Annotated in this window: 22 protein-coding genes, 1 tRNA gene and 1 riboswitch; of the genes, 18 read left to right on the top strand and 5 right to left on the bottom strand. The window is 53.9% G+C overall.

What is annotated here, in order from left to right; all coding sequences use genetic code 11:
• The first annotated feature begins 40 nt into the window (after positions 1 to 40).
• The 8 genes from ACYQ27_RS06020 to ACYQ27_RS05985 all read left to right on the top strand — a co-directional run bounded on the left by ACYQ27_RS06020 (position 41) and on the right by ACYQ27_RS05985 (position 10,102).
• The gene (locus ACYQ27_RS06020; RefSeq protein WP_460041822.1) at positions 41 to 2,713 is read left to right on the top strand and encodes a valine--tRNA ligase; all 2,673 of its coding nucleotides are present in this window, start codon (positions 41 to 43) and stop codon (positions 2,711 to 2,713) included.
• 63 nt (positions 2,714 to 2,776) lie between these two features.
• On the top strand, positions 2,777 to 3,352 hold the full coding sequence (locus ACYQ27_RS06015; RefSeq protein WP_456396488.1) for a ferritin-like domain-containing protein: 576 nt from the start codon (positions 2,777 to 2,779) through the stop codon (positions 3,350 to 3,352).
• Positions 3,353 to 3,450: 98 nt separating this feature from the next.
• Positions 3,451 to 3,512: riboswitch (Fluoride riboswitch) on the top strand.
• Between the two features lie 20 nt (positions 3,513 to 3,532).
• Positions 3,533 to 4,492, top strand: a complete 960-nt coding sequence (locus ACYQ27_RS06010; RefSeq protein WP_456396487.1) for a respiratory chain complex I subunit 1 family protein — start codon at positions 3,533 to 3,535, stop codon at positions 4,490 to 4,492.
• Positions 4,492 to 5,115 (top strand): hypothetical protein, encoded by a 624-nt coding sequence (locus tag ACYQ27_RS06005; protein ID WP_456396486.1) that lies wholly within the window; start codon positions 4,492 to 4,494, stop codon positions 5,113 to 5,115. The genes ACYQ27_RS06010 and ACYQ27_RS06005 overlap by 1 nt, the downstream gene beginning before the upstream one ends.
• 4 nt (positions 5,116 to 5,119) lie before the next feature.
• The gene (locus tag ACYQ27_RS06000) at positions 5,120 to 6,481 is read left to right on the top strand and encodes a proton-conducting transporter transmembrane domain-containing protein (RefSeq protein ID WP_460041261.1); all 1,362 of its coding nucleotides are present in this window, start codon (positions 5,120 to 5,122) and stop codon (positions 6,479 to 6,481) included.
• Positions 6,478 to 7,683: an NADH-quinone oxidoreductase subunit D-related protein gene (locus ACYQ27_RS05995; protein WP_460041260.1), complete on the top strand. Its 1,206-nt coding sequence runs from the start codon at positions 6,478 to 6,480 to the stop codon at positions 7,681 to 7,683. Before ACYQ27_RS06000 ends, ACYQ27_RS05995 begins: the two co-directional genes overlap by 4 nt.
• Positions 7,680 to 8,288, top strand: coding sequence for an NADH-quinone oxidoreductase subunit B family protein (locus ACYQ27_RS05990; RefSeq protein ID WP_460041259.1), 609 nt, complete (start codon positions 7,680 to 7,682; stop codon positions 8,286 to 8,288). The genes ACYQ27_RS05995 and ACYQ27_RS05990 overlap by 4 nt, the downstream gene beginning before the upstream one ends.
• A complete protein-coding gene (locus ACYQ27_RS05985; protein WP_460041258.1) occupies positions 8,285 to 10,102 on the top strand; it encodes a proton-conducting transporter transmembrane domain-containing protein in 1,818 nt (605 codons plus the stop codon). Before ACYQ27_RS05990 ends, ACYQ27_RS05985 begins: the two co-directional genes overlap by 4 nt.
• A 16-nt stretch (positions 10,103 to 10,118) precedes the next feature.
• On the opposite strand, the gene trm10 is transcribed toward ACYQ27_RS05985, so the two are convergent.
• Positions 10,119 to 11,237, bottom strand: a complete 1,119-nt coding sequence (trm10, locus tag ACYQ27_RS05980; protein WP_460041821.1) for a tRNA (guanine(9)-/adenine(9)-N1)-methyltransferase — start codon at positions 11,235 to 11,237, stop codon at positions 10,119 to 10,121.
• 88 nt (positions 11,238 to 11,325) lie between these two features.
• On the opposite strand from trm10, the gene ACYQ27_RS05975 reads away from it, so the two are divergent.
• Positions 11,326 to 11,403, top strand: a tRNA-Glu gene (locus ACYQ27_RS05975).
• A 209-nt stretch (positions 11,404 to 11,612) separates the two neighbouring features.
• Here the strand turns inward: ACYQ27_RS05975 and ACYQ27_RS05970 are convergent.
• From ACYQ27_RS05970 to ACYQ27_RS05960, 3 genes are read right to left on the bottom strand one after another with little or no spacing between them, the layout of a single operon-like run.
• On the bottom strand, positions 11,613 to 11,990 hold the full coding sequence (locus ACYQ27_RS05970; protein WP_460041257.1) for a hypothetical protein: 378 nt from the start codon (positions 11,988 to 11,990) through the stop codon (positions 11,613 to 11,615).
• Positions 11,987 to 13,480 (bottom strand): ArnT family glycosyltransferase, encoded by a 1,494-nt coding sequence (locus tag ACYQ27_RS05965; RefSeq protein WP_460041256.1) that lies wholly within the window; start codon positions 13,478 to 13,480, stop codon positions 11,987 to 11,989. Before ACYQ27_RS05965 ends, ACYQ27_RS05970 begins: the two co-directional genes overlap by 4 nt.
• 33 nt (positions 13,481 to 13,513) lie before the next feature.
• The gene (locus ACYQ27_RS05960) at positions 13,514 to 14,341 is read right to left on the bottom strand and encodes a DODA-type extradiol aromatic ring-opening family dioxygenase (protein ID WP_460041820.1); all 828 of its coding nucleotides are present in this window, start codon (positions 14,339 to 14,341) and stop codon (positions 13,514 to 13,516) included.
• Between the two features lie 240 nt (positions 14,342 to 14,581).
• Between ACYQ27_RS05960 and ACYQ27_RS05955 the strand changes: the two genes are divergently transcribed.
• The 7 genes from ACYQ27_RS05955 to ACYQ27_RS05925 all read left to right on the top strand — a co-directional run bounded on the left by ACYQ27_RS05955 (position 14,582) and on the right by ACYQ27_RS05925 (position 23,090).
• Positions 14,582 to 15,574 (top strand): class I SAM-dependent methyltransferase, encoded by a 993-nt coding sequence (locus ACYQ27_RS05955; protein WP_460041819.1) that lies wholly within the window; start codon positions 14,582 to 14,584, stop codon positions 15,572 to 15,574.
• 101 nt (positions 15,575 to 15,675) lie between these two features.
• The gene (locus tag ACYQ27_RS05950) at positions 15,676 to 17,100 is read left to right on the top strand and encodes an FAD-binding oxidoreductase (RefSeq protein WP_460041818.1); all 1,425 of its coding nucleotides are present in this window, start codon (positions 15,676 to 15,678) and stop codon (positions 17,098 to 17,100) included.
• Between the two features lie 2 nt (positions 17,101 to 17,102).
• The gene (locus tag ACYQ27_RS05945) at positions 17,103 to 18,260 is read left to right on the top strand and encodes a (Fe-S)-binding protein (RefSeq protein ID WP_460041255.1); all 1,158 of its coding nucleotides are present in this window, start codon (positions 17,103 to 17,105) and stop codon (positions 18,258 to 18,260) included.
• Entirely contained in the window at positions 18,238 to 20,001 is a 1,764-nt protein-coding gene (locus tag ACYQ27_RS05940) for an FAD-dependent oxidoreductase (RefSeq protein WP_460041254.1), read from the top strand. Before ACYQ27_RS05945 ends, ACYQ27_RS05940 begins: the two co-directional genes overlap by 23 nt.
• Positions 19,998 to 21,242, top strand: coding sequence for an NAD(P)/FAD-dependent oxidoreductase (locus ACYQ27_RS05935; protein ID WP_460041253.1), 1,245 nt, complete (start codon positions 19,998 to 20,000; stop codon positions 21,240 to 21,242). Before ACYQ27_RS05940 ends, ACYQ27_RS05935 begins: the two co-directional genes overlap by 4 nt.
• The gene (locus tag ACYQ27_RS05930; protein ID WP_456452354.1) at positions 21,226 to 21,591 is read left to right on the top strand and encodes a DUF1667 domain-containing protein; all 366 of its coding nucleotides are present in this window, start codon (positions 21,226 to 21,228) and stop codon (positions 21,589 to 21,591) included. The genes ACYQ27_RS05935 and ACYQ27_RS05930 overlap by 17 nt, the downstream gene beginning before the upstream one ends.
• Positions 21,591 to 23,090, top strand: coding sequence for an FGGY family carbohydrate kinase (locus ACYQ27_RS05925; protein WP_460041252.1), 1,500 nt, complete (start codon positions 21,591 to 21,593; stop codon positions 23,088 to 23,090). The genes ACYQ27_RS05930 and ACYQ27_RS05925 overlap by 1 nt, the downstream gene beginning before the upstream one ends.
• On the opposite strand, the gene ACYQ27_RS05920 is transcribed toward ACYQ27_RS05925, so the two are convergent.
• The gene (locus ACYQ27_RS05920) at positions 23,050 to 23,553 is read right to left on the bottom strand and encodes a DUF192 domain-containing protein (protein ID WP_460041251.1); all 504 of its coding nucleotides are present in this window, start codon (positions 23,551 to 23,553) and stop codon (positions 23,050 to 23,052) included. The genes ACYQ27_RS05925 and ACYQ27_RS05920 overlap by 41 nt on opposite strands.
• A 246-nt stretch (positions 23,554 to 23,799) precedes the next feature.
• On the opposite strand from ACYQ27_RS05920, the gene ACYQ27_RS05915 reads away from it, so the two are divergent.
• Complete coding sequence (locus ACYQ27_RS05915) at positions 23,800 to 24,642, top strand: sulfide/dihydroorotate dehydrogenase-like FAD/NAD-binding protein (RefSeq protein WP_460041250.1); 843 nt, start codon at positions 23,800 to 23,802, stop codon at positions 24,640 to 24,642.
• Entirely contained in the window at positions 24,643 to 26,058 is a 1,416-nt protein-coding gene (gene gltA / locus ACYQ27_RS05910; RefSeq protein ID WP_460041249.1) for an NADPH-dependent glutamate synthase, read from the top strand.
• The last annotated feature ends 26 nt before the right edge of the window (positions 26,059 to 26,084 follow it).

The following is a 26,084-nucleotide window of genomic DNA, read 5'->3' as shown; positions in this document are numbered from 1 at the left end:
GAGGGTAACCCATCTTCAAAAAACCGAAAAGGTGATGTCCATGCTTCCTAAAAACTACGAGCCTGAGAAGATTGAACCAAAGTGGCAGAAGTTCTGGCTGGATGAGAAAATCTACAAGTACGAGCTAGATGAAAAGAGGCCGAGCTATGCGATAGACACTCCGCCCCCGTTCACGAGCGGAACGCTCCACCTCGGTCATGTTTTGAGCCACACCTGGATCGATATCATAGCGCGCTACAAGAGGATGACCGGCTACAACGTGCTCTTCCCCCAGGGCTTTGACAACCATGGATTGCCAACCGAGCTCAAGGTGGAGAAGGAGTTTGGAATCAGCAAGGATCAGCCGGAGAAGTTCCTCCAGAAGTGCGTCGAGTGGACCTGGCAGGCCATTGAGGCGATGAGAAACCAGTTCATTAGGATTGGCTATTCCGCCGACTGGGACCTTGAGTACCACACGATGGACGACTGGTACAAGGCTGCCGTGCAGAAGTCCCTCCTTGAGTTCTACGAGAAGGGCATGCTCTACCGCGACAAGCACCCGGTTTACTGGTGCCCGCGCTGCAGGACGAGCCTGGCCAAGGCCGAGGTCGGCTACGTCGAGGAGGACGGCTACCTCTACTACATCAAGCTCCCCTTAGCTGATGGAAGCGGCCACGTCCCCATAGCCACCACGAGGCCCGAGCTGATGCCGGCCTGTGTTGCAGTCTTCGTTCACCCGGAGGACGAGCGCTACAAGGACGTCGTTGGCAAGAAGGTAAAGCTCCCGATATTTGAGAGGGAAGTGCCGGTCATAGCCGATGAGGACGTTGATCCAAGCTTTGGAACCGGTGCGGTCTACAACTGTACCTACGGCGACGAGCAGGACGTCGTCTGGCAGAAGCGCTACAATCTGCCGGTTATCATAGCAATCAACGAGGACGGCACGATGAACGAAAACGCCGGGCCGTACAAGGGGCTGAAAACCGAGGAGGCGAGGAAGGTAATAGCCGAGGACCTCGAAAAGATGGGCCTGCTCTACGATAGGAAGAAGGTCCACCACCGCGTGCTGAGGCACACCGAGAGGAGCTCCTGTATGGCGCCCATCGAGCTGCTCCCCAAGACCCAGTGGTTCATCAGGGTGAAGGACTTCACGGACGAGATAGTGAAGGTCGCTAAGGAGATAAACTGGTATCCCGAGGACATGTTCCTCCGCCTGAAGGACTGGGCCGAGAGTATGGACTGGGACTGGGTGATAAGCAGGCAGCGCGTGTTTGGAACGACGCTCCCGTTCTGGGTCTGCAAGAACGGCCACGTGGTTCCGGCGAGGGAAGAAGACCTTCCGGTTGACCCGCGCTTTGAGGAACCACCGGTCGAGAAGTGCCCGGTCTGCGGTGCCGAGCTTGAGCCCGTCACGGACGTCCTCGACTGCTGGATAGACTCCAGTATAACCCCGCTCATCATAACCCGGTGGCACGAGGCCATCAAGGGCGACGAAAAAGCTAAACGCTGGTTCGAGCACAACTTCCCGACCGCTCTAAGGCCTCAGGGAACGGACATCATAAGGACGTGGGCCTTCTACACGATATTCAGAACCCACGTCCTCACCGGCGAGAAGCCCTGGGACGATGTCCTCATCAACGGAATGGTGGCCGGCCCGGACGGAAGGAAGATGAGCAAGAGCTACGGCAACGTCGTCGCCCCTGACGAGGTTATCCCGAAGTACGGCGCCGACGCCCTGAGACTCTGGACTGCCTTAGCGCCGCCCGGCGAAGACCACCCGTTCAAGTGGGAGACGGTAGATTACAACTACAGGTTTTTGCAGAAGGTCTGGAACATCTACCGCTTCGCCGAGCGTCATCTGGTAGATTTTGACCCGAGCAGCGCTCCGGAGGAGCTTGAACCCCTCGACCGCTGGATACTCAGCAGGCTCCACAGGCTGATAAAGTTCGCCACCGAGGAGATGGAGCGCTACCGCTTCAACCTGCTCACGCGCGAGCTGATGACCTTCGTCTGGCACGAGGTGGCCGACGATTACATCGAGATGATCAAGTACCGCCTCTACGGCGACGACGAGGAGAGCAAGCTGAAGGCGAAAGCGGCACTCTACGAGCTGCTCTACAGCATAATGCTCCTCCTCGCACCGTTAGCCCCGCACATAACCGAGGAGCTCTACCAGGAGATGTTCAAGAAGCACATAGGTGCCAAGAGCGTGCACCTCCTCGAGTGGCCGAAGTACGATGAAGGCAGGATAAGCGAGGAGGCCGAGAAGCTCGGAGAACTGGCCAGAGAGATAGTCAGCGCAATGAGGCGCTACAAGAACAGCCACGGCCTCGCTCTGAACGCCAAGCTCAAGCACGTGGCCATCTACGCCACCGACAGCTATGAGGCCCTGAAGGCCATCGAGAAGGACATCGCCGGAACCATGAACATCGAGAAGCTGGAGATAATCCAGGGCGAGCCGGAACTTGAGGAGCGCATCATTGAGATAAAGCCCAACTTCAGGACTGTTGGACCGAGATACGGCAAGCTCGTGCCGAAGATCACCGCCTACCTCAAGGAGAACGCGGAAGAGGTTGCTAAGTCACTCAAGGAGAGCGGAACAGTCGAGTTCGAGGTTGGTGGGGAAAAGGTCGAACTCAACAAGGACGACGTTGTCATCAGGAAGGCGGTGTTCAGCGAGGGCGAAGAGGTGGAGACGGCCGTAGTTGGGGATGCGGTGGTTGTGTTCTTCTGAATTTCTTTTTTATAACCGAAAATGTTTTATGAAACCCTGTTCAGATTATACAGGGGGAGAATTATGGGCAGGGCGCTGGATATGCTTATGGAGAAGCTGAGCGTGGAGGAGACGGTTAAGAAAACACTGGAGGAGATTTCCAGGAGGCCCCTGAGGGAAATCTTGGCATACATGGTGAAGGGTGAAAATGATGCCATCTCGCTTTATGCCTTTCTCCATGAAAAACTGCCGGAGGGATACCCGAAGGCGACCTTTGAACGGTTTATGATGGTTGAAGCCGAACACAGCAGAAAGGTTAAGCAGGTCTTCAGAAGTCTGTTCCCGGGAGAAGAAGTGCCGGAGGTTCCTTTTAAGAGCTGGGGAGAGATTCTGGTTGAGAAGGACTTCAGGCTCAGAAGCGTTGGGGATTACCTCGGAGTGCTGCGTGTGGCGATGGATGCCGAACAGCTCTCTGAGGCCGTATATACAATGCTCGCTGAGATGCTTGATGAAGCCGAACACAAACGCATTATGAGGGAGCTTGCGGGGGACGAGAGGGAGCACTACAAACTGCTGAAAGAGGAATATGAGCTTTACTTCGAGTTTGAGGCCAGAAAGGCTCTGGATGAGCTCATAAGGGAACTCAAGAAGGGCACATAGGTTCCGGATTGTCCCTGTTCATCCGCTCATTTCAATACATCAGACATCAAAAACGAACGCAAAACGTTTAAATACTTTTTATTCTATCCCGGCCGGGGGAATTTCCGGGCGATGGCGTCCGCCCCAAATGCCCTGAAGGGCTGATGACGCCTGTTCTCTCCACGTTTGGAGGTGACGCCTTTGAACCCGGAAGACAGGATAATTATAGGATTAGCCCAGGTTATAGTGGTGCTCATGCTCTCGCCCCTGATGGCGGGCATACTGAAGAAAATCGAAGCAAGGATAGAGTCGCGTAGAGGCATAAGCATCTTTCAGCCTTATTACGACCTCGCAAAGTTCTTCAGAAAGGAGACGCTGGTTCCAGAGGAAACGGGCCCCTTCTTCATCATGGCACCGTTCATAGCGTTCGCTGCCATGCTGACGCTCCCGCTCATGCTACCGATAGTCGGGAACTTCCCGAGCTGGCTTGCGCCAACCGTCGACTTCTTCGGCGGGACTTTCATATTCGGACTGGCAGCAATGGCCTCTGTGCTCGCAGCGGAAAGAACGGGAAGCTACTACACAGGAATCGGTGCAACACGCTCCGTGAGCTTCGGGGCATTTGCAGAGCCCGTCCTCATAATGGTCTTCTTTGGAGTTGCAATACTCACGGGAACCAACAATCCTTTCCTCATGAATCATAAAATCACAGCTGGCGGATGGTATCTCTCACCGACTCACATACTCATAACCGCCGCCTTCTTCATGCTCCTGCTCTTTGACACGGGGAAACTTCCCGTTGAGTCCCACGGAAGCAACGAACTCGGCATGCTTGATCAGGCAAAGAGCCTCGAATACACAGGTGTGCTCTACGCCCTCAGCACCTGGGCGGGCTACATGAAGTCCTTCATCCTCATGGCCGTCTTCCTCAATGTCTTTGCCTTTCCATGGGGACTTGCGGCAGCCGCTTCACCCGCTGCCATTGCCTACGGTACCGCAACGCTTTTCCTCAAGATGCTCGGCCTCATACTGGCATTCGTCATAGTTGAGGAGAGCCTCGCAAAGATAAGGCTCTTCCGCATCATTGACTACCTCTCGGCATCGTTCCTGCTTGCCATTATGAGCGTTATAAGCTTCCTCCTCGGTGGTGGTGCCCCGTGATGGCTGTTACTGCGGAGATTATAAACCTCCTCGGTGCAACGGTGCTGCTGACGGCGTTCCTGCTGCTCTTCCACTCCTACATGCACTCGGTAATCGAGACGATATCCTTCCAGTCCGTCCTAATCGGGCTCATCATAGGGATCGTCGGCTGGGAGAATGGGGTGCGGGAGCTGATAATCCTGGCAGGGATTACAGTGGCATTCAGGGCCATCATAATCCCCTGGCTTCTCGCGAGGGATATCCGCGACGAGTACATCTGGAGATACCGTGAGATAAAGACGACGCATCACGTGATGGTGCTTGGCCTCATCGTTGCTGTTGCAGCATACTTCCTCTACATGCCCGTATATGACGCCACGAAGAGCTGGAACGGTGTTATACCATTCGTTCTGCTCTTCCTCAGCCTCCTCATCATTGTTACCCGGAGGAACGCACTTGCACAGGTTGTTGGCTACGTTAGCGAGGAAAACGCCCTCCTTTACCTCGCGGTGATGCTCTCGCCGATACCCATGGTGCTTGAGTTCGGCATACTGCTCGACATGATAGCCTTCGTCCTGCTGGCGGTCGTGCTCGGCGCCGAGAAGCGCTACGGACCGCTTGAAGTGGAGGAGCTGGTGGGGTGATACCATGGAGCCGGTTGCATACATCCTCATCCTCCCCCTGACAGCGGCCATAATTTCCCTGGTCTCCGAGAGTCTTGCTGGCCTTTTCACCCCGGTACTCTCCCTCGCAACGGCGGTCGTGTCCGCGGATATGCTCATGAGGGGTTACACTGTCTCAAACGGCACCTTTCACGCCGACTGGTACTCCATCGTTACGGTCTCCATGATCTCGTGGCTTTATTTCTTCGCATCGCTCTCTTCGCTCCACTACGTGAAGCGTGTTGAGCGGCCATTCTTCAGGCTCAGCCTCTACTGGGCTCTGCTCTCCCTCTTCGCACTCTCCATGATATTCACAGCGGTGGTTTCGAACCTCGGCTGGATGTGGATAGGGCTTGAGGGCACAACAATCGTGAGCGCGCTGCTCATAATAACCGATGGAAAGAAGAGAAACGTCGAAGGTGCCTGGCGCTACATGATAATCGCCTCAGCGGGTCTGGGCATAGCCTTCCTCTCAGTGGTCGTGGCATACAGCTCCGCAGGGACGCTCGACATCACCCGGCTCATCCTCCCCGAGAAGACCGCAGTTCTGGTCTCGCTGCTCGGCCTCATAGGCTTCGGGACAAAGGCGGGCATATTTCCGATGCACAGCTGGCTCCCCGACGCTCACGGAAGCGCGCCTTCCCCGGTCAGTGCGATGCTCTCGGGAACCCTGCTACCAACGGCGCTGCTGGTTTATATGAGGATTTTCCACGCGGCCACGGAAGTAACGTCGAAACCCGTATATCCCGCTCTCGCAGCCGGAATCCTGACGATCATGGTGGCCTCAGTCCTCATGGCATCCCAGCGCTTCCTCAAGCGCCTGCTCGCTTATTCCAGCATGGATGTTATGGGTATTGCCCTCACGGGAATAGCCCTCAGCTATTACCACCCTCAGCTGCTAAGGCTCGTCTTCATACTGCTGGCGGTTCATGCCCTGTCCAAGGGGGCCCTCTTCATCTCCGGAGGCAGCCTCGTCAGGGCTTACGGTACGCACGAGATTGAAGAAATCGGAGGTGTTCTCTCCTCCACCCGGCTCACGGGTTACACTTTTGCCCTCTCCGCCCTCTCGGTGACAGGTGCTCCTCCCTTTGCAACCTTCCCGGCGGAGCTGGTGGTGGTGGGCTCGGCGTTTATATACAGCCGCTGGTGGGCTCTCCTCACAGGCACCGGCATTCTGCTCTCATTCCTTGCCCTGAACTGGCACAGCATGAGGATGGTCTTCGGAGAGGAGAGGGATGTTGAGCTATCCCTCAGGGAGGAGGCAGTACCGTTCGTCATGATGCTGGTGGCGCTTGGGATAAGTCTGTACGTGTGGTATCTAATGGCGGAGGGAGGTCTGATACTGTGAGAGTCCTTTCAGCGCTGTTCAGGAGAAACGACAGATTTCTCGCGGTCTGGCTCGATTATGAGAGTGGAAAGGCAGAGCTTGAGGAAAGCGATGTCCTGCCAGCCAGAAAAATCGCCCGCGCACTTATCGGGGATACCAAACCCTACCTCACAGTTCCGGAGGGAAGCAACGCTACCGTGCTGAGATTCGGCCCTGCTGCGGGAGGTCTCGGGCAGGCGGGGGCCTTTGAGATGCTCACCTACGGTGAGAGAATAGTTTCAATAAGACCACTGTATGGGTACAAGGATAGGGGAATTGAGAACAGCATTGCGGGGAGGCCAGTGCGTGAGGCCATTATCCCTCTTGAGAGGGCCGCAGGAAACTTCTCCATGGCATACACGTATTCATTCCTGCGGGCTGCTGAGGAGAATCCCGATGAACGCGTCTGGGAAGTACGAAAGGCCCTTCTGGAGATGGAGAGGTTATACAATCACTTCAACGCCATCCACAAGCTCGCAGCGGCAGCATCGCAGAAGGTGGCGGCGATGCACTTCCATGCACTTGAGGAAGAGATGCTGCGGGTTCTGGGCTCCCTCACCGGCCACCGCTACGGTTTCGGTGCAAACACACCCGGTGAGGTCAGAATACAGAAACCTGAGGCAGTCAGGAGGCTCAGAACAATAAGGGACGAGTTCCGGTCGCTCAGAGATGAACTGCTGGAGAGCAAGATATTCATTGACCGCCTCCACGGAACCTGCAGGCTGAGCAGAGAGGACATTATCGAACTCGATGCTGTTGGAATAGCCGCAAGAGGCTCCGGTGTTCCGAGGGATGTGCGTTCTTTCGACAGGTTCTATGAGTATGAGCCGGTAACGATGGAAGAAGGCGATGCACTGGCGAGGCTGATGGTAAGGATGGAGGAAATTGAGAGGTCATTTGAGATGATTGAGGGCATTGACATAAGGCCTGTCGGGACAGGTGTGGAGATAAGGGAAGGGCTGAACCTTGGAATTGCTGAGGCCGCTCACGGAGACGTTCTGGTTCTAGCGGATATCGAAGACGGCAGAATCAGATGGATAGGCCTGCGCGGAGCCTCACGCCTGAATTACATCGCTTTCTGCTGCGGCATAACCGGCAACATCTTCACGGACTTTCCATTCGGGCTTGATAGCTTCGGCCTGAACTTCGCGGACGCTGCCCTGTGGCAGGGAGGTGAGGAATGATGTGGATTATCCGGGGACTTAGGAAGGGCGTGATAACGAGCGGATATCCAAAAGCGGTGAGCGATGAGGAGCTGCCACCGGCGGTTCCGCTGAAAGCCCCGTCAGAATGTCCTTTTGGGGCCCTTAGAGACGGCGAGCTCGACTACTCGAAATGCCTTTTCTGCAGGCTCTGCGACACTGAATTTGGCAGAAAAGCTGAGATGAGCAGCGTTGAAAGGCCACTCCAGTTCAGGCGTTCGCTTCACGTCTTCTTCCTCGACACCGGCACATGCCACGCATGCAACCGCGAGATGGCCCTCCTGGGCGGGCCGAACTATGACATTCATCGGCTCAGGGTCTTCTTTACGCCGACGCCCAAGCATGCTGATGTTCTCCTCGTCGCAGGCTGTCCTACGGATGATATGGTTCCAGTGCTGAAAGAAGCCTATGAGCTGATGCCGGAGCCGAAGCGCGTCCTTGTTATGGGGAGCTGCGCCCAGGGAGCGCTCTGCGGGAGGAAGGTTGAGGACTACGTGCCGGTTGACGGCCATATAGACGGCTGTCCTCCAGCTCCCCTCAACATAATTGAAGGACTTCTGAAAATCGCAGGGAGGGAGATTCGGTGAACCCGTATTACGTTATAACCGCCGCATTTGTGCTGTCGTCCCTTGCGGCACTTCTCTCCAGAAAGCTCTCCTACGGGCTGGCAGCAGGTTCGGCGGCAGCACTGCTGATGGTCATATTTGCATACCCATCAGATGTGGATGAGCTGACGCGATACTTCCTGATGGTCTCAGGCATCGTGTGGCTCACCGCCGCACTCTTCAGCATGGACTACGATGATCACTACCCAAGGCTGCTCGCCTGCTCATTCTCGATGACAATTGCCGGCATGATGACCATTTTACTGGCCGGAGATGCTGTGAGCTTCCTCGCCGGCTGGGAGGTAATGACTATTGCATCTTACTTCGGCATAACAGCAAAAGAGAAGGATGGAAGGGGAGCTTACAGATTCCTCGCTTTCGGCGAGCTGAGCGCCCTGCTAATAATGGCGGGCTTTGGAATCCTGATGCTCCAGAACGGTTCCCCATCATTCTCCACGTGGAAGGTAACGCCCCTCTGGAGCACGGCTTTCTTCCTCGCAGCACTCGGTTTTGCCGTCAAGATGGCCATCTTTCCGCTCCACACGTGGCTTCCCGATGCCCACGGCAGTGCGCCCGCCAACCTGTCGGCACAGCTGAGCGCGGTGCTGACCCTGATGGGGCTCTACGGAATGCTCCGGCTGCTCCTTACGGGCAGGCCTGCGGACTGGGTTGGAGTGTTCTTCCTTCTCTTCGGGGGCCTGACAGCAGTACTGGGGGCGTCCTATGCTGCCGGAACCGAACATGTCAAGCGCCTTCCCGGATACAGCACAGTTGAGAATGACGGTATTCTGCTGGCGCTCTTTGGAGGGGCGGTGCTCGCAGCAAACCACGGTGTTCCGGCACTTGCATCCTTCGCATTCCTTGCGCTCTTCATCTATGCATTTGCGCACAGCGTCGCCAAGGGACTGCTCTTCCTTCTCGCCGGAAAAATAGAACGTGGGGATGGGGGCTTCAGCCGGGTTCAGAGGGAAAGTCTCGGCATGCTCGGGGTATTTGCAGGTTATGTCTCCGCCCTGAGCCTTGCAGGAGTCCCGCCTTTTCCGGGATTCCTCGGCGAATGGATGGGAATAGAGACCCTCCTTCAGAGCTTCAAGCTCCCGGATGTCCATCTTAAAATCCTGATCGCTCTCGTGGGTGCCCTTGCGGCTCTCACCGCAGGAATAGCCGGCGTGGCTATGAGCAAAATGATAACCCATGGCTTCCAGCGCGCCGGGGGCGGCAGGGGAAGACCCTGGGAGAACGCCGCATACATGCTGAGTTCAGCAGTTCTTCTGGCCGCAGGAGTCTTTCCGGTTCTCCTGTTCAGGCCGGTCAACAGGCTGACAGGCTCGCTGGGAGGATTAAATGCGGAGAGCTTCACCAGTGGAGCTCTGGGAATAAAAAACGGCTTCCTTATAGTCTCAAAGGACTTCGGCGGCATCTCACCGACCTATCTGGCGGGTATAATCCTCCTCTTCGGGCTCACGGTCTATGTGCTGGCCCGGGTTACGGTGCTCGGACAGGTTAAACACGTGAGGGCCTGGAGCGGCGGTCTGAGCAACCCTGAATATCCTCCTATAGCACACTCCGCCATACTCCTGATAACGGAAGGATGGCTCTACGGGACAGAGGAGAAAAAGGGCATGCTCCGCTGGAAGGAAAGAACTGCACGGGCCTACGAGAAGCTTTCAGGCATGTATCTGACGCTCTCGGAGAGGTTCCGTCATGCCCTCATGCGCGGCTCCGACAGCATCTATGTCGCCTACATCCTGCTGGCTTTGATGGCGGCACTGGTCTATATCATGCTGGCCGCCTGATTTTTATTTATCTTACCTAACAGTTGTAGCACATCATGGCGGCTTTTTTCAGGAGTATGACATAGTATGCCCTGCCGTTGATTATCCTCGGAACCGAGATTTTCTTGAGATGGCGGATTCTCCTCCTTTCCAGCGCCACGAAGTCGAGCTCCTTCAGCACCTTAACGAAGTCCTCCCATCTGATGTTGAGCCACTCGCTGTATTCGTCAAAAAGCTCCCTCTCGACGACGAGAAACTTTTTCCCGTTGACCATAAATCTTGTCTTTCTCCTCGGGAGTTCCTTCCTCAGACGCCATCTCGCCTGAAGGGGGGCCTGAACCTCAAGGATAGCCTTTTCCGCAGGTTTTCCCTCAACCAGAATTCTGAGCATTATGTCAAGAATCATGTTGATTCTGTCCGGAACCCCCACAATGTCTCCCCTGAGGGCGATTTTTCTCCTCCTGACCCTGATGCCGGCATTTTCCAGGGCTTCCCCGATTCTGGCGGTGGTTCCCTTCTTTTTACCGCTTGTATCAACGATGCCCCCGATTACAAATGCCCCGGCGTTCAGGTCATCCTGACCCAGCTCCTTCTCGGCCCTTGGATCGAGGAGAACCACATCTTCAATGCCCTTTTCCTTCAGAAATTCCGCGGTTGAGCCTTCGTAGGCGGTTATTTTATCGAGGGGGAAATTTGAGAGGGCTTTGAACTCCCCGTTAACCCATGTGAGGGCCAGGCGCTCCCCCCATAGATAATCGCGAATAACGCCGTAGCTCTGGGCTGATTGAAGTGCCACCTTGACCTTTTCCTTCCGGGAGTGGAGCCCCCAGTGCATTAAATCTATTATGAAATAGGGATAATCGGGGAGGACACTTTTCAAATCCTCGGATGTCAAAACAGGTTCAAATTTGCCGGCAATGCTGCTGTGAACAAATGCATACTCCGCCCAGTGAACGGGGTTTCCCTCCAGATCCCAGGCTATATATGCCGGCTTCTTCAGCCTGCAGATGGCTCCATATCCCTCAAGAACCGCAGTTGCTATCTCCTGGAGCTTATCCCCGGAGTCTCTTCCGGGCACTCTCTTTGATAGACTGCCGATTTTTTGAATGCCCCGCTCTGCTAGGAGTTCTGCAAATATTTTCCCCAGTTTCTTCATGATCATCGAGCAGAAGAACGGAGGAGAGGTTAAAAACTTATTCCCGGGCGAAAGATTTTTAAAGGCTCCCCGGCTTAGCAATATCGACGCCCCGGTGGTGTAGCCCGGTCAAACATGCGGGCCTTTCGAGCCCGCGCCCCGGGTTCAAATCCCGGCCGGGGCACCAGAGTTCTCTTTTCGTCCGAGTCTATCTTCTGGAGAATTGCAGAGGGATTGATTACCTCGCTCATTCTCTCACCATCCCCACATATAACTTATAATAAGGGTTGTGCCGATGCTCCTGATGCTTTTTATGATAGCCGGACAATGCATGATAAATCTGCCACTGCAAACATCTCCCGTTATTCCAGAACCACGTGAATACATCTCAACCATTCACTTATTAAGCCCAACCAAGATGCTCCCAACGAGGATCAGCAGCACTCCAATCCACCTGCTTGTTCTAATATGTTCGTTAAGAATAAAGAATGCCAAAACTGTCGTAACAAAGTATGCAAGGCTCAGCAAGGGATACATCAGGCTAACATCAAGCATTGAAAGACCGATAATCCACAGAACCGATGAAATCGCATACAACATGAGGCCAGCAGTGATATATTTGTTCGAAAGCACCATAATGACTGTCTTTAAAGAGAAAATCTTCTCCGTAGAATCCAAAGCACCAACAGAGTTCATGCCAAGCTTAAAAAGTATCTGTGTTGTTCCTCCAAGCAGTATGCACGCAGCCAAGATAAGGTAAGGAAAGGCCCTCATCCAACCACCTCCAACACGTAGAAATTCTTCCACTTAAAAACAAGTCTAAAATCGTCTGAAAAAGAATCCGCCGTGACGTTATACGCCCGCTCTGTAAATGGGCCAAGGATAATGTACCTAATCCCATACTTCTCAACTATCTCTTTTCTCACCTGTGAGTTCAGGAAGAATTGTCTAATATCCTCCCTTCTCTGTTCCATGTTTAGGAAGGGATTTCCGTGGCCGTAAGTTACGGCAACAACAGGCCTTCCCGTGAAGCCCGCAATCCATTCCAAAGTGTAGGGATGTCCGATTAAATAGTCATCCCTTTTAGTATTCCCGCGGACCCATTCAGAAACTTTTAGAAGCCCTCTTGTGTAATTACCAGCTAATGATTCAAACGGTTTATAGGTGTACCTTGAACTGAAGTTCGTATTGTTGTAGTGAATAAATGCAAAAGATCCATACACTATCAGCATAGCTGAAATGCTATATACTGCAACTTTCTTTGCTCCAACCCCCCTCAAGAGTTCCCTGATCGCATAGAAGTAGAGCAGTATGTAGGTATAGTGTAGTGGTATCGCAAAGCGTGATGGGAAGATCTTTATGCCGATAGTAGAGTAAAGAATCGAAGGGACTAAGTTAACAAGTAGCATTGCCCCAAGGCTCACATATATGAACTTCCAGAACCCCCTACTCTCCCTTCTCTTGAAGGCAAATAACAGGGCGGTAAGGATTAGTGCCAAGCCCCATACAGGAGGCCTGATTCTTAAAAACGTTCTGTACAGCATTAATTCTCTCAGCCAATTGCCTTCAACCACTCCCGTAGCTCCCGGCTGGACATGAAGGGCTATGTTCAGGAAGTAGGGAGAGATTATGATCACTGCAACTAACGGGATAAGTAGCAGATTCTTGTCTCTCTTTAGTCTGAGCAGGGCATACAGTGAAGCCCCAGTCAGAACCGGTAAAGCCGCCCCAACATGAGTCCATAACATAAAACCTAAAAGGACTCCCGCATACACCCCATGTCTTCTCTTCCTCCCGTAGATGTACCTTAGAATTTCCAGATAGACCAGCGGAAGCAGAATCGGGATGAGTGCTTTTGGATTCGGAAAAAGCTGTGATCCCATAATGAGAAAGGAAAGTGCCCCTAATAGTAAGCCACCGTACTTCTCGTCGAGTTCCTGTCCGAGCAGGTACCATGAAGCTATCATTAACATTGCAAAGAGGAGCGGTGTCCATATCATTAAATTCCAGATCGAAACGTGAGTAAGTTTCGCCAAGAGTGCGATAATAGAGTGATAGAAGAATGGGTACCAGTTCGGATAAACATTGTAATGCTGATCCAAGAAAGGATTTCTACCGAGGTAGATTCCCCTAATCATGGCCATGTGAATTATCGTATCACCACCATTCCCACCAACAGGTGTTTTTCGCCCATAGATAACTGCTAGATTGAGGACAAATGCAAGGAACAGTAACCAGAGTAAATCTGCTCTTACCCTTTTCATATTTTAACACCTGATTTCCCGATTCATTCATCCTTACCCTACTCTCGGAGGTTTGGATAAAGAATTATTCACCGCATCCCTCACATAGAGCGCCGCGCCCATGCCGAAGTAAGTGGGACAGGCATAGGCTGTGGCCTTCAGCTTCATCGGGACTTTCCGGAGCACCCCGAGCATGATCAGCAGCTGCCAGTAGCTGTCCGGTTTCGCTTTCCGAATAAATTCCTCATCAAGCTCCAGCAGTTCCTCAAGCCTGTTCTCTCCTATGAGCCTCATTACGAGCTCATCGTACTCCTCAGATTCACGTGCATATCCGTAGGGTCCTTTTGGAGCGTGCGCATGCCCGTGATCCGCGCTGATAACAAGGCCAGCTCTCCCATCGTAGCTTTCAATGCTCCCGGCCAGAACCTCTCCGAACCGTACCAGCGTTTCCCTGGGCATTTTTCTGGCAGGAGTGACGACCACAAGCGGCCTGGCATCAAGGAAATGCAGGGGAATCAGCTCCCCCCATGTCAGCGGGAAGCGCGAGTACTCACCCGACAAAGCTGCAAAATTTATGTCTACAACAGGAATCCCCGCCCTTCTGGATTCCAGATAAATCTCTTCCGCCAGCTTCCTATCGGTTTTATACTCCCCATGGAATTCAACACCCGCAAAGCCGAGCCATGAAACCAGATTTTCGGCAAAGATTATTCCGATGTGGTCGCTGATTTTGATGTTGTGCGGGGTGACGATAACATAGACATCAAACTCCCTGAACTCCTCACCTATCCTCTTTAAGACATCCGCCAGCTGCCGGGTTTTTTCATCCCCGGGCTCCAGAACCTCGTTGCCATGAGGCATCATTGCCATACCGCCGAGCATTGAAACCACCACACCCTGATACTGTCGGGACAAGCTTAATAACGCTTTCGAGCCCGAACACGTCCCGTTATTTTAACGGTATCCCGTTCCGATGAGGGCGTGCCTAAAACTATTGATGTTTGTATGATGGATTCGGAAGATGCACTCGAACAGGCAAAAACTTCAAACATGACACTCACCATATAAAACAACCCCGTTCCGATGATAAATCTTTTGAATGGAAGGGGGTATCCTGACATGATGCTCGCAGTCAAAGTCCACAAACGGGATGCTGAAAGGACACGGAGAATGCTCATGGAGCTTGGTGCTCTGGCCAGGGGGTATGCCGTTAAGAGGGAGGGGGATTTTGTTCTCTTCCCCGTCATGCGGCCTGTTGAGGGCTTCGAGCTCATCGAGGCCAGCTTTGAGAGGCTCGAAAGGAGACCCCACAGCTACCGCGAGGTCGTTGAGGTTCCTGATGAGGTCAGACCGCTCCTCCCAAGCTCCTTTGACATTGTCGGCGACATTGCAATAATCGAACTCCCTGAGGAACTGATGCCTTACGGCAGGGCAATAGGGGAGGCCATCTTAAAGGCACACAGGCATATAAAGGCCGTCTTCGCCAAGGGAAGTGCGGTTTCCGGAGAATACAGGGTTAGGGAGCTTATACACCTGGCCGGCGAAAGGAGAACTGAGACAACACACAGGGAGAACGGCATCAAGCTTCGGCTTGACGTTGCAAGGGTGTATTTCTCGCCGAGGCTGGCCACGGAGAGAATGAGGGTCTTCAGAATGGCCCGGGAAGGAGAGGTCGTTTTTGATATGTTTGCCGGTGTGGGCCCCTATTCAATCCTGCTGGCAAAAAAAGCCGGAACCGTCTTTGCCTGCGATATAAACCCGTGGGCTGTCAGATACCTCGAAGAGAACAGAAAGCTGAACAGGGTTAGCAATGTCATACCTATTCTGGGTGATGTGAGGGGAATCGCGGGCCAGCTGAAGGCTGACAGGGTTGTAATGAACCTTCCGAAGTTTGCCCGTGAATTCTTAAGGGAGGCCATAACGAGCACGAAAAAGGGCGGGGTGGTGCATTACTACGGCTTCTCCCATGAGGAAGACCTTTTCGGAGAGCATGAGAGAATAATCCTGGAAACCGCGGAGGAGCTGGGAATGGGGGTTAAAATCCTTGGGAGGAGAAAAGTCAGACCCTACGCTCCGAGGCAGTTCAACATCGCCATTGACTTCATGGTTCTCTGAGGGGTTTTATGCCATCAAACCGATAAATGATGACCAGTCTTGAAAACTTTTTAAGCCCATGAAACCTAGGTTCATACACAGGGGTGGTATTTTTGGCCTTAATGATTGATGAAATAATGAAAAAAGGCAAACCCGAGAATGTTGAAAATGCCATCAGAAAGCTTTTTGAACGCCTCGGGCGCAGGAAGGTTTCAACAAAACCCGCTGACCTTTTCTCCTACAGCCATGACTACTGGCTCGTGACATTCCACTGGCTGCTGCAGGGCAGGGTTCCGGCGCTTCCGGATGCTGTCCTCTGGCCGGAGAGCAGGGATGACGTGGTTGAAATTCTGAACGTTGCATATGAAGAGGGCGTGCCAGTCTATCCCTATGGAGGCGGCTCCGGAGTTCTGGGAGGAACGGTTCCCGAGTACGGGGGAATTGTCGTTGATATGAAGAGGATGCGCTCCATTGATATCCACGAGGAGGACCTGATTCTTGAGGCAGAAACGGGCGTGAACGGCCACTATCTGGAGGAATACCTGAACAGAAGAGGCTACACCCTCGGCCACATCCCCCAGTCTCTATACCCATCCACCCTGGGCGGCTGGATTGCAACAAAAGCCATCGGCCAGTTTTCAACCAGATACGGCGGTATCGAACACATGCTCCTGGGTTTGGAGGCGGTAATCCCTCCGGGAAATGTCATCGAGTTGAAGCCTCACCCGCGAACCGCAACGGGCCCGGACCTGAGGAAGCTCTTCATCGGAAGTGAGGGCATATTCGGCATTATAACGAAGGCGTGGCTCAGAATATGGCCCTATCCCGAGAAGAGATTTCTTATGTCGTTTGCCTCGGAGAGCCTTGAGGATGCCCTAGACTCTGCCAGAAGAATCCTCAGAAGGGGTGCGAGGCCGGCAGTCCTCAGAATATATGACAGGATCGAGACAAAGAGGCACTTCTACCGGTTTGATGAGATGTATGGCAGGATCGGAACGGTTATAATCGTGGAAGGAGACTCAAAAATAGCAGAAGCAGGAAAAGCGGTGGTTGAGGAGGAGTTCAGGGGAACACCAGCGGGCGAAGAGCCGGTAAGGCACTGGCTTGAAACGAGGTTTGTGGTAAAGGAGGTATCCGAATTTGCACCCCTCGGTGTCGTGATCGACACAATTGAAGTCGCGGTGAACTGGAGCAACGCGGCAAAGCTCTATTACAGCACAGTTGATGCCATGAAATCCGTTAAGGGTGTTTTATTCGCCTCGGCCCATGCATCCCACTTCTATCCCCAGGGGGTGTGCTTCTACTTCACCTTCGCGGGCATACCTCCAAGGGGAACCAGACCGGCCGAGTTCTATAACCGCGTCTGGGAAGCCGCCATGAGGGCAACCCTTGAAAACGGCGGAACAATAAGCCACCACCATGGCATAGGGAGGCACAGGGCAAAATGGCTCGCTGAGGAACTGGACGGAGCCTACGGGCTTTTGAAGAGCATAAAACATGCGGTTGATGAAAGGGGTATAATGAACCCCGGCAACATGGGGGTCTGACCATGCCGGGAAAGTGGGACTGGCTGAAGGATGAAATAGGTTTTTCCAACCTGCTGACAGGCGGGAGGATGATACTCAGGGTGATCAGCGGAAAGCTCTCCGCGGATGATCTGACAAAATGCGCCCTCTGTCCCAATATGTGCAGGCACGCATGTCCTGTGAGCATAGTCGAGGGCAGAGAAACCACCTCCCCGGCCGGGAAGGCAAGGGTGGCATTCATGATCCGCGAGGGAAGGCTGGAGCTGAACACCGAAAATCTGGAGCCCCTGTACATGTGCCTCTCATGTGACATCTGTTCGCTTTACTGCCCGTTTGAGTTCTCGGTGGCGGATTTGATCCGGCCGGTAAAGGAAGATGCCGTGAGAAAGGGAGTTATCTTTGAGGAGTTCCGGGGGGTGTTTGAGAACCTTGAGAGGTACGGGGATGTCTATGGAGCTAAAAAGGAAGAGAAAGACGGCAGAGGAGAAATCCTCTACATACGGGGATGCACAATCAGGAATGAGCTCCCCGAACTTGGAGAAAAAACCCTTGACCTGCTGAGAAAGCTCGGCTTTGAAGTCTTTACAATAGATGAGACCTGCTGCGGCATTCCAGCCTACAATCTGGGCAATATCGAACTGTTTAAAAAGCTCGCGGCTGAGAATGCGGAGCGGATAAACCGGAGCGGAGCGGAGATAGTGGTAACCTCCTGCCCCTCCTGCGCCTATGCATACAGGGTGCTCTATCCCGGGCATGGAATCAGGATCAGACCCCGGGTCTTTCACATAGCAGAGTTTCTGAAGGATAAAGTGGGAGGGATGAAGGGGGGCACTTACAGGGTTACATACCACAATCCGTGCAGGCTGGCCCTGGGGCTTGGGCAGAAGGAACTTTTGAAAGACCTCCTCAGCGGAATTGAGGGCATTGAGCTCAGAGCTCCGGGAAAGGAGCTCTTCTGCTGCGGCCACGGGGGGAGCGCAGTATCCCGGCTGAATCCGGAGCTGGCTGAAGAGATTGCGGAAGAGCGGAGGAAACAGCTCATGGAGGGTGCTGATACGGCAATAACGGCCTGTCCGAGCTGCAAGCTTGCACTGGGCGGTGATGGACTGAAGGTTCTGGACATAGCGGAGTTTTTATGGCTGCTGACGGGGGAGGGCTATGAGCCTGAAGTCAAGAATTGAGAAGGTGCTTGAGCGCTTTCCCCATGCCGTATCATTCGAGATTAGGGATGGAATAGTGTTTCTCCGTGGAGAAGTCGAGAGCTACCTGGAATGGGTTGAGATAGGGCTCGCGGTTGGAAAGGTCAGGGGGGTTGAAGGCGTCGTAAACAGGATAAGGTGGAAGGGCTATCCTGAGGGGGAGATGATAAAGCGCGAAGAAAGGAGGAGAAGGCTCTACGAGGAGAACAGGGAGAGAATCGTCGGTAAATACGATGTTGTGATAATCGGCGGAGGGGTCACAGGGACTATGATAGCGAGGGAGCTCTCAAAATACAGGCTTAAGATCGCCCTGCTTGAGAAGGGCTCGGACGTTTCCCTCGGGGCCTCAAAGGCAAACAACGGCATGATACACCCCGGAGTTGCGCCCCCGAAAAACACCCTCAAGAGGAAGCTCAACATAAGGGGAAACGCCATGTATGACAGGCTGTGTGAGGAGCTGGGTGTGCGTTTCAGGCGCACCGGCAGCCTGTGGCTGATAACCCCCAGAACCCTCCGGAAGTACCGCAGATACATGCCGGGGCCCATTTACAGGTTCGTCTCAGCCTACATTTTTCCCCTCATCGTGAAGCTGAAGGGCATGAGGAACGGGGTCAGGGGAATTAAAATCCTCCGCGGAAAGAAAATCTTTGAATACGAGCCAAAGGCCACCAGGGACGCATGGGCCGCCGTTTATGTGCCATCAACCGGAATCCTCGATCCCTATGAGCTCGTCGTTGCTTTGGCAGAGAACGCTATGGCAAACGGTGTCGAGATACACCTGAACACGGAGGTTGTCGGCTTCATAAGGGAAGGGGACAGTATCAGAGGGGTCGTTACCACGAAGGGGACTTTTCTCACAGCTTATGTCGTCAATGCGGCAGGGGTCTATGCAGATGAGATAGCCGAGCTTGCGGGGGCAAGGGAATACACGATACACCCGAGAAAGGGGGTCATCCTGCTCTTTGACAGGGCCCTCGGGGACTGGGTCAGGCACTGTGTGAGCGAGCTCCGCTTCCCTGCCCCGGAGCACAGCAAGGGCGGGGGAATAAACCCAACAATTCACGGCAACATCCTGTGGGGTCCGAGCGCCGTCGAAATCCCCGAAAAGGACGACACCTCAGTCCGCAGGGAGGAAATCGAAGAAATCCTGGAGCGTTATGCAGGGATTCTGCCCGGATTCCCCACAGGCAAGCTCATAAGATACTTCGCCGGCGTGAGAGCACCCACATTCACGGAGGACTTCATAATAAGGCCCGCCAAGTGGGTCAGGAACTTCCTCCATGTTGCAGGCATCCAGTCGCCGGGTCTGGCCTCCGCACCGGCTATAGCGGAATACGCGGTTGAACAGCTGAGGGGGATGGGGCTCCATCTTGAACCCAATCCGGACTTCAACCCGAGGAGGAATCCAATTCCGCAGGCCAGTGAAATGAGCCTTGAGGAGCTCGATGCCCGGATCAGGGAAGACCCGAGCTGGGGAAACATAATCTGCACCTGTGAAATGGTCTCGGAGAGGGAGATCATCGAGGCAATAAGGAGGGGTGCCCGGACTCTCGATGCAGTCAAAAGAAGGACAAGGGCAGGGATGGGAACATGCCAGGGCAGCTACTGCACCCTTAAAATTGCCGAAATCCTGTCAAGGGAGCTCGGGATTCCTCTCCGGGAGGTCGTGAAGGAAAACGGGGGGAGGCTGTTTGACGGTGCGGTCAGGGGTGAGGAGCCTTGAAGGATGCCGTGGTTATAGGCGGGGGGCCGAGCGGTATGGCCGCCGCCGTGAGACTGGCGGAAAAAGGCTATGATGTTGCGGTGATTGAGAGAAAGGAGGAGCTCGGGGGGATTCTGGATCAGTGCATACACGATGGCTTTGGAACCAAGATTTTCGGCAAAGCCCTTTCGGGCCCGGAGTTTGCGGGGACTTTCATCGGGCGGATTCAGAGACTCGGTGTTGAGGTGCACCTGGGGACATACGTCAGGTCTGTGGAGGCGGGAGGCGGCATCAAGGAAATAACGACCGTCAGCCCCGGGGGCGTCGAGAGAATAAAGACGAGGTCAATCATCTATGCAATCGGATGCAGGGAGAGGCATCAGTTCGAGATAAAAATAGGCGGAACGAGGCCTGCGGGGGTCTACACGGCGGGAATGGTTCAGAGGCTGGTGAACCTCTACGGAATTCTCCCCGGCAGAAACGTCGTCATTGTCGGCGGCGGGGATGTGGGGATGATAGTCGCGAGGCACCTCTACCTTGAGGGTGTCGATTCAATACTCGTCGTGTTTCCAGAGGAGTTTTTCTCTGGTCTGCCAAGGAATGCCCAGCAGTGCATTCTTGACTTCGGGATACCCTACAGACCGAGAACAGTCGTCAAGGAGATTACGGGCAGGGAGAGGGTTGAGGGCGTCGTTCTGGTTCAGGTTGACGATAGATGGCGTCCCATTCAGGGCACGGAGGAGTTTTATCCCTGCGATGCGGTTATACTCTCGGTTGGACTCGTTCCGTACACAAAAAAACTGGCAGACATAGGAGCCGAGATAGACCCGAGAACCAGGGGCCCGGTTGTAAACGAGTTCTTCGAAACAACCGTCAGGGGTGTATTCGCCGCGGGAAACCTAGTTCAGATTTTTGATTATGTAGATGATGCCGTTGAGAGTGCATATCTCGCCGCGGAGGGTGTTGAAAAGTTCCTGAACGGAGAGGCAAGGCTGGAAAAGCCTGTCAGAATGAATCCCGGAGAAAACGTGAGAACCCTGACGCCACATGGAGTGGAGTGGAAGGATGAAAAACCAGTAATCGCATTTCTCAGACCCGGGATTGAGGGAAGGGCATGGATCCTCATAAGAAACGAGGATGGGGAGATGCTGAAAAAGTTCTTCAGGCCGTATGTAAGGCCCTCAACCCTCGAAAGAATTGAGATTCCGAGGGATATTCTGAGGGATGCAGGGGAGGTGTTCGTGGATGTCAGAGGTCTATGAGTTCCTCTGCATCCGATGTCCGAAGGGATGCCGTCTCAGGGTTGAGGTTGATGGGGAGACCATAACTGTCACGGGCTATGAATGCCTTGAGGGCAAAAAATACGGGGAGGAGGAAGTCAGAAATCCGAAGCGCATGGTCACGAGCACCGTGAGGATTCTGAATGCGAGGTATCCCCGCCTGCCTGTGAGAACAGCCGATCCCGTTCCCAAGGACAGGATAACGGATGTTATCAATGCTCTCAGAGGGATCACCGTTAGGGCGCCGGTAAAAAGGGGGCAGGTGATAGTCAGGGATGCCGCGGGGACGGGGGTTGATATCATAGCCGAAAGGGATATGGAGGCAGTTTGATGAACTATTATCTGATCCTCGATGTAGGGACGACCAACCTCAAGGCCTATGCGTTCTCCGAGGACGGGGAAAAGCTCGGAGTTCTCAGCAGAAGAACAAAGCCGCTCTACCCCCGGCACGGCTGGGTTGAGCTTGACCCCCTAGAGCTGATTGAGGGCGTCAGGCGGCTGATTGATGACATGATCTCAAAACTGGGAAAGCCCGCAGGCGCTGGCATCACGAACCAGAGGAGCTCGACGGTCGTATGGGACAGGGAGGGAAATCCCCTCTACAACATGATCACATGGCAGGACACGAGAACCGGGGAGCTTGTTGAAGAGCTCTCCTCAAGGTTTATGGTGCGCTTCGGGAGAGTTCTCGGAAAGGTCTTTTACTCAGCCTCGAAGCTCATCCCCGGGATAGCCTCAACAAGGAAGGGGGCATACATCATAAGCCTGGCCCATGTGGGCTTCGGGACATCCCACTCCTCCCTCCAGATAAGGTGGCTCATGGACAACGTTCCCGGTGTGAAGGAGGCCGTTGAGAGGGGGGAGGCCCTCTTCGGCACCCTGGACACGTGGATTGTATGGAACCTCACGGGAAGGCATGTGACGGACTACACAAACGCAAGCGCCACGGGCCTGTTTGATCCCTTCTACATGAAGTGGAGCGACAACATAGCGGGCATAGTCGGCATTCCGAAGAGAATCCTGCCCTCAGTCATAAACAACGACACCCCTGCCGGCAGTCTGAGGGATTACGACGTGCCCCTTCTCACTGTTGTGGCAGACCAGCAGGCCTCCCTCTACCGGGCCGGTGTAGAAAGCGGAGCCATGAAGATGACGCACGGAACCGGCACATTCATCGACATCAACGTCGGGGAAAAACCCAAACCCGCCGCCCCTGCCATATATCCAATGGTCGCTCTGAAAACGGAGAGAAAAACCCTCCACCTCCTTGAGGGCATGGTCAACGCCTCCGGTTCGGCTGTGGACTGGCTCATCAGTACCGGGCTCATGGAGGACTACTCCGAGCTGAAGAGGGTGCTTGAGGGGGAAATGCACGGCGATTTAATCTTCATCCCGGCATTTGCGGGTTTATCAACCCCTTACAACAGGCCCGAGTTCAAGGGCGCCCTCATCAACATAACCCGGGGAACCTGCAGGGAGGACATAATCAGGGCACTTATAATGGGGCTTGCAATGAGGTGCAGCGAGGTCATATCTGCCCTTGAGAGGGCTTCGGGGCTGAATACGGAGAGCATCATGGCCGACGGAGGGCTCTCTCAGAGTGAGGAATTCCTCCAGCTGATATCCGACCTGTCGGGCAGGAGAATCGTAAAGCCCCGTGAGCTTAACGGTTCGGCATACGGAACTTTCATGATAGCAAAAGCGGTGCATGAGGGGAAGGACATAATCAGCGCATGGAAACCTCCGGAAGTTGAAAGGGTTTTTGAACCGCAGGCAGATCACAGAGAGTTCAAACGTCGGTGGGCTGAATTCCTCGGGAAGCTGATTTAAGCCCCTCCCCACCACTTTTTGCCTGTGAAAGGCCGATAGAACCGTTTGCCTGCCTGAATTTCAGGTCTTTTGGAATCCCCAGCGGAGAAGGGATCGGCTTTTTCTCATCTCTGGTTGCAACCCATCTGATTTCATCGCCAACCTCAACGTGCAGTGCCCTGATGATGCCCACGGGCCCCTCAATTATATACCTCGCAGCCTCCGCCGGTGCATAAACGCGCCATGGCTTTGCGAGCTTAAAATCGACAACCCTCCTCGATGAGTCAAGGAAGAGCACATCTATGCTCCTGAACATGAAGAACATATGAATCGAGGCATTCATCCGTGTCTCCGCGGGTAGCAGGAAGACGAGGGCATAATCTATGCTGGGCTTGAACATCAGTCCGACCGCACGTTTAAGAAACGTATCCGCCAGCCTCACTTCTCCGTGCCATACCTTCTTCTTGGTTTCGTTTATCAGCATGTTCTCTCCTCGGTGGGGTTGTTGATAAAATTTTTGATTTTCGTTGCCGTGCCCCCAGGATAACTGGAGTGTGCCGGCAATTTCCGCTTTCTTTCAGGCCATTCCCGGGCTTATCCTGACAGTGCATCCCTGCCGTTTCTCTGAATTCCGGTTCTCCGGTGCCGGGGCGGTTTTAAACCTTTGGTTTTAAAAACCCCTATAAACCCCTTGTTGAAAACTATTGTGTCTAAACCTGAGGTGATTGAAATGTACCGCATTACCGCCAAGGAAGAGCTTGACGTGAGGGACTTTTTTATGGAGGTTGAAGCACCCCATGTGGCTGAAGCATGGAAACCGGGGCAGTTCGTCGTTTTGATGATACACGAAAGGGGCGAAAGGATTCCAATGTCCATCTACTACGCCGACAGAGAAACCGGCAGGCTGGGAATGTTCATAAGGAGGCACGGAAAGACGACCTTTGACCTCTGGGACAACTTTAATGTTGGGGATTGCCTTTACAGCGTTGCAGGCCCTCTCGGAAGGCCGATAGAGGTTAAACACTATGGCAACGTGGTTTTTGTATCCGATGCGGTCTGCGGTCAGGCCGAGAACTATGCAACGCTGAAGGCGATGAAGGAGGCAGGAAACTACACCATCTCAATTCAGACCTTCGAGGACAGGGCCCACTCATATCCTGAAAAGTTCCTCGCGAAGCCAGTTGCGGATGAGCACTACCTGACCACAGAGGACGGCTCGCGGGGGATTAAGGGACACTACCTCGATGTTTTGAAGGGACTCATAGAGAAGGATAAGGTCGATATAGTCTTCGGCGGCGGCAAGCTCGGTTCGCTGAAAAAGCTGGCGGAGCTGACGGCTGAGTACGGCATTCCAGCCATCGTCACCGTCAGGCAGATAATGGTGGATGGAACAGGCATGTGCGGCTCATGCAGAATTCTCTACGACGGCGAGATAAAGTTTGCCTGCCGTGACGGCCCGATGTTCGACGCCCACAAGGTGGACTGGGATGACGTCATAAAGAGGGACAGCCGGTTCATGAGGGAGCAGAACATCGCCAAGGAGCACTACCTCAGGATGAAGGGGGTGGTCTGAATGCCAAAGCTCATCAGGGAGAGAATTCCGACACCGGAGAGGCCTGTCGAGGAAAGGCTGAAAAGCTTCGCAGAGGTCAACCTCGGCTACACGCTTGAGCTTGCCAGAAAGGAAGCTGAAAGGTGCCTCCAGTGCCCGCCGGAATATGCACCGTGCATAAAGGGATGCCCTGTTCACATAAACATCCCCGCATTCATAGCCAAGATCAAGGAGGGGGATATGAAGGAAGCCCTCAGGATAATATGGAACGACAACACTCTGCCGGCCATAACCGGCCGTGTGTGCCCGCAGGAAGACCAGTGTGAAGGCGTCTGCGTCGTTGGAAAAGTCGGGGATGCCATTGACATAGGAAAGCTCGAGCGCTTTGTGGCAGATTATGCCCGCGAGAGGGGCATAGACGAGGAGCTCTGCAGGGAGATGGCAGGTAATATCAAACCAAGGGGTGAGAAGGTGGCCGTCATTGGGGCGGGTCCTGCCGGCCTCACAGCCGCAGGAGAGCTCGCAAAGATGGGATACAGGGTTACGATTTTTGAAGCCCTCCACCAGCCAGGGGGAGTTCTGGCCTATGGAATTCCCGAGTTCAGGCTTCCCAAGGACATAGTCAAATGCGAGCTTGACAGGCTCAGGGAGTTCGGTGTGGAGATAAAGACCGACCACATCGTTGGGAGGACGGTTACGATAGAACAGCTTCTTCGGGAGTACGATGCAGTGTTCATAGGCACCGGTGCCGGGACGCCGAAGCTCCTCAACATTCCGGGAATACTGCTGTACAGAATCTATTCGGCGAATGAGTTCCTCACAAGGGTCAACCTGATGAAAGCCTATAAGTTCCCGGAGTACGACACGCCGATAGCCGTTGGAAGGAAGGTTATAGTTATAGGGGCGGGGAACACCGCTATGGATGCCGCCAGAACCGCCAGACGGCTGGGAGCGGAGGTTACAATCGCATACAGAAGGGGAAGGGAGGATATGACGGCCAGGATAGAGGAGATAAAGCACGCTGAAGAGGAAGGAGTTAAATTCGAGTTCTTCCTGACCCCGGTCGAGTTCATCGGAGATGAAAACGGCAGGGTTAAGGCGGTCAGGTTCATGAAGATGCGGCCGCTTGAGGAGAGGGACAGCAGGGGCAAGAGAAAGATAGAGCCCACCGGCGAGTACGTTACGCTTGAAGCGGATACCGTCGTCATAGCCATAGGTCTTGAGCCGAACAGGATAATCTGGGAATCAACACCCGGCCTTGAGGTAGGAAAGCACGGAACCATAAAGGTCGACGAAAATCTAATGACAGGCATTCCCGGCGTCTTTGCGGGCGGCGATGCAATAAGGGGTGAAGCAACGGTCATCCTTGCCATGGGCGACGGCAAGAAGGCCGCCAAAGCCATAGATGAATACATCCGGAGGAAGAAGGCTTCGTGACTTTTTCTTTATTTTCCTTTCCATTG

The sequence above is a fragment of the Thermococcus atlanticus genome (assembly GCF_054657855.1).
The sequence above is the reverse complement of the archived record's forward strand: the minus strand, read 5'-3'. Positions and strand labels throughout refer to the sequence as shown.